The following is a 3,815-nucleotide window of genomic DNA, read 5'->3' as shown; positions in this document are numbered from 1 at the left end:
GGGTGGCGGCCGGTGACGCTGCTAGGATGCCCCGTGACGCCGAGCGCTCCCGACGCGGGGGCGACGAGGCCTCGCGGGTGTAGCTCAATGGTAGAGCCCTGGTCTTCCAAACCAGCTACGCGGGTTCGATTCCCGTCACCCGCTCGTCGGCCCGGTCCCGGGTTCCCGGGGCCGGGCTCCTGCGTTTCGCCCCCCTCGTTCCCCTGGTTTCTCCTCGTTCCCCTGGTTTCCCCTGGTTTCCCCTCGTTTCCCTCGTTCCCCCGTCTTCTCGCCGGCACCGCCCTCGCGTCCGGGTGTCCGACCCCGGGCCGCGTCGGGGGACGCGGAAGTGCCCCTCGCCGCCGGGTTCGCCGGGGCAGGGGGGAGCGGGGTCGGGACGGCGTCGGCCCGACCCCCGGGTTCGACGGGTCACCTGCCGCCGCTGTTGATGCTGCTGTCGACCGAGCCGATCGAGTTGCTGACCGACTCCAGGAACTCCCGTATCGGGTCCGCCGCACCGGTGGACGCGAGGGAGAACCCGAAGAGGATGGCGATGATCGCGGGCCCCCACTTCATCGAGCCCCCGCGGATCATCACCACGAGGACGATGCCCAGCAGGAGCACCAGCGAGAACGAGATAATCACAAGATCACACCCTCGGACGTAACACCGCGTGCGGACACCGCCGCCTGGCCGTGCCCCCGGGGTCCTTCCCTATCCGACACCCCCGCAAGCACGGGACCATCGTGCCGGCACCCGCGCCCCGATGAAGGGGTCCTGACGGCCCGTCCGCCGACGGCGGACGGGGACCGGCCGCGGCGGGTCCCCTCCGCCGGGGGAGGCGATCCCCCTCCGCCGGGGTGGGCGGCACCCCCGCGACCCCGTCGTCCCGGGCCGGCCCCACCGGGCCCGGCTCCGAAGAACTCCCGTTCCCGTGAAAAGAGTTGATGCTCCGTCAATTCGAGAGCGGGGGGCGAACCCCGGAAACGTTCACCCCACCGACGGGGGCACCCGCCGCCGGACACCCGACCCGCGTCCGATCCCCCCGGAACACCCGTCGTTCCTCCCCATTCGCCGCGACCGCGACCGGGCCCCGCGGCCCCGCGGCCCCGCGGGGAGGTTCCCGGGTGAAGAAGTGTCGACCGGCCCGCGGACCACCCCTCGAACGCCCTCCCGACGCCCGGGGGCGGGCGTGACGCCGCGTCGGGGAAGGGACGCGACATCGGCGGGGCGCGGGGTCCGGGGAATGTTGCGGACTCGTTATCCGGATTCCCGGGGGTTCCGCCGACGGACGCCCCGGGAGGACCGAAACGTCGGGGGATCCCCCGGAACGGGTCCCTCCCCCGCCTCCCCGCTCATCCGATATCGACCCCGTGGCCCCGCAGATAGGCGATCGGATCGACATCCGTGCCGTACCCGGCGCCCTCCCGGACCTCGAAGTGCAGGTGGGGGCCGGTGGAGCGGCCGGTGTTGCCGGACAGGCCGACGGTCGCACCGCCGTCGACCCGGTCGCCCGGTCGCGTGTCGAGTCGCGAGAGATGGGCGTAGAGGGTGTGGTGACCGTCCACCATCTCCACCCCGACGACCTGTCCGTAGGAGCCCGACTCCTCGGCCAGAACCACCGTCCCGGGCCCCACGGAGACCACCGGCACGCCTTCCGGCACCGCGAAGTCCACCCCCGTGTGGTACCCCGCCTCCCACTCCCCCGGCGTGCCGTAGTCGGCGGAGACCGGATACCCCTCCACCGGTGCCGTCCACCGCCCACCCGTCCCGCCACCAGCCGGGCGGTGGGGAGCGGCGGCGCCCGGGAGCCATGTGGGGAAGGGACCCGCGCCCGGGACGGTGAAGGGGTCGAACCGGGGGACCCGCGCGAAGCGATCGGCCCTTCGGCGCCCGGGCTCCCCGGTCGCCGCGGACGCCGCGGACGCCGCGGACGCCGCGGATACGGCAGACGCGGCGGGCGCCGCGGACACGGCGGAGCGGTGGCCGGCGCGCAGGATTCGTTCGACCCGGTCGGCCGCCGCGCCCCCGGGCGGGGCGGGGGGCTCGGCCCCGGCCCGGCGGTGGTCCGGTTCCCCCGGACCCTCCGGATGTCGATGCCGGTCGGGGACGGTCGGTGTCACGGGGTCGAGCGGGGTGCGGTCCCCGCCGCTCCCCGCCAGGGCGACCCCCGGCACCCCGCAGACGAGCACGAGGGCGGCCAGGGCGCCGATCGCCGACCGGCGGCCGACGTGGAGGCGGCTCCGACCGGCGGGGCGCCGGCTCCGGGGGCGGCGGGAGGTGTTCCACGAGGGCGTCATGACGGTGAGCCAAACCCGGCGTGCCGCCGCCCGCATCCGGCGACGCGCCGCCCCTGACGGCCGTTCGGCGCATCGGGGGACGACCGGCGGGGAGGGCATCGGCGCTGTTCACGGCGCGGGGGGTTCCCCCGCCGTGACGCGGCGGGGATTCCGTCGCGCGGGTGACCGGCGATCGGAGGACGGCCCGGCGCGTGTCCCGTCCCGCACGCCCCCGAGGAGGGTCCGGTCGCACCGGGTCAGTCGCGGCAGATGAGGATGAGCGCGCGGTCGTCGTTGACGTCACGGGCCACGGTGTCGATGAGGTCGCCCGCGATCCGGCGCAGCCCACCGGCCAGATGACGCTCGGCTTCGCCCGTGAGGCGGTCGATGCCGTCGGACAGATCCCGGTCCGAGCGTTCCACCAGTCCGTCGGTGAAGAGCATCAGCACGTCGCCCGGGCGCAGCGACCCCTTGGCGGGGTGGAACTCGGCGCCGTCCCACACGCCCAGCAACGGCCCCTCGGCCGCGATCTCCTGCCACCGGCCGGTGGCCGCCGCGTACTGCACGCCGGGCAGGTGCCCGGCCGAGAGCAGTTCGAAATCCCCGGTGTCCAGGTCGAGGACGAGGTGCACCGAGGTCGCGAAGCCCTCGGCCCAGTTCTGTCGCAGCAGGTAGCCGTTGGCCGCCGGCAGGAAGGAGTGCGGCGGCAGCGAGCCGAGCAGGCCGCCGAAGGCCCCGGACAGCAGCAGCGAACGGGAGCCGGCGTCCATGCCCTTGCCGGAGACGTCGGTCAGGACGACCTCCAGCACCCGGCGGTCGGGCCCGGTGCGGGCGGCGACCACGAAGTCCCCGGAGAACGACTGGCCCCCCGCCGGCCGCAGGCTCAGGTCGCAGTGCCAGCCCGGCGGCAGGGCGGGCACGGTGCTCTGCGCGCGGATGCGTTCGCGCAGGTCGAACAGCATGGTTCCGCCCCGGCGCCAGGGCACCCCGACCCGGCTGCGGAACTGGGCGACCAGCAACCCGGCGAGGGCGACGGCGGCCACCACGAGGATGGTGCCGGGGCCGATCGGATCGGGCGGGACCGAGCGCCCCTCCAGCAGCGCGGTTTCGGCGATCAGCGCCACGGCGGTGGCCGCGTAGAGGGCGAGCAGGCTGACCGGCCGCAGCAGCAGGCCGCCCGCCACCAGGGGTAGGACCAGGGCCTCCGGGGGGCACCACTCCGGGCGGTGCAGGGTGCCGGCGGCGATGAGGGGAACGGTGAGGAAGAGCGCGATGAGCACCAGGGCGTCCGAACCCTCGCCGCGGAAGTGGTCCACGGCGGTTCGGCGCATGGTGAGTCGGGCACGGCGCAGCGCCTTGTGCGCTCGCCTTCTCCGTGCCCCCGGGGGTGATGTGCCGCCGCCTGCCATGATTTGCGACCCTATCCACCCCGGGCCGGTGCGTCGATTTCCGTTGGGTTGCGAAGCGAAGTATCGGCCGGGTGACGTGCGCCGTCGCGGATCCGGGCGGTGACGCGCCCGGGGACCGCGGGGGGCCCGGGACGGGGCGGGAGAACGG

Annotated in this window: 3 protein-coding genes and 1 tRNA gene; 1 reads left to right on the top strand and 3 read right to left on the bottom strand. The window is 75.0% G+C overall.

Going from position 1 to position 3,815, the window contains the following annotated elements:
* Positions 1 to 73 precede the first annotated feature (73 nt).
* Positions 74 to 144, top strand: a tRNA-Gly gene (locus FOE67_RS19305).
* A gap of 264 nt (positions 145 to 408) precedes the next feature.
* On the opposite strand, the gene FOE67_RS19300 is transcribed toward FOE67_RS19305, so the two are convergent.
* The 3 genes from FOE67_RS19300 to FOE67_RS19290 form a co-directional block, all read right to left on the bottom strand.
* A complete protein-coding gene (locus FOE67_RS19300; RefSeq protein ID WP_182666011.1) occupies positions 409 to 624 on the bottom strand; it encodes a hypothetical protein in 216 nt (71 codons plus the stop codon).
* 710 nt (positions 625 to 1,334) lie between these two features.
* Complete coding sequence (locus FOE67_RS30475; protein ID WP_182666009.1) at positions 1,335 to 1,724, bottom strand: M23 family metallopeptidase; 390 nt, start codon at positions 1,722 to 1,724, stop codon at positions 1,335 to 1,337.
* 791 nt (positions 1,725 to 2,515) lie between these two features.
* Positions 2,516 to 3,667: a PP2C family protein-serine/threonine phosphatase gene (locus tag FOE67_RS19290; protein WP_182666007.1), complete on the bottom strand. Its 1,152-nt coding sequence runs from the start codon at positions 3,665 to 3,667 to the stop codon at positions 2,516 to 2,518.
* Between the last annotated feature and the right edge of the window lie 148 nt (positions 3,668 to 3,815).

It is taken from the genome of Streptomyces calidiresistens, from assembly GCF_014141525.1.
Lineage (GTDB): Bacteria > Actinomycetota > Actinomycetes > Streptomycetales > Streptomycetaceae > Streptomyces > Streptomyces calidiresistens.
Note: the sequence above shows the minus strand (reverse complement) of the source record. Positions and strands in the feature narration are given on the sequence as shown.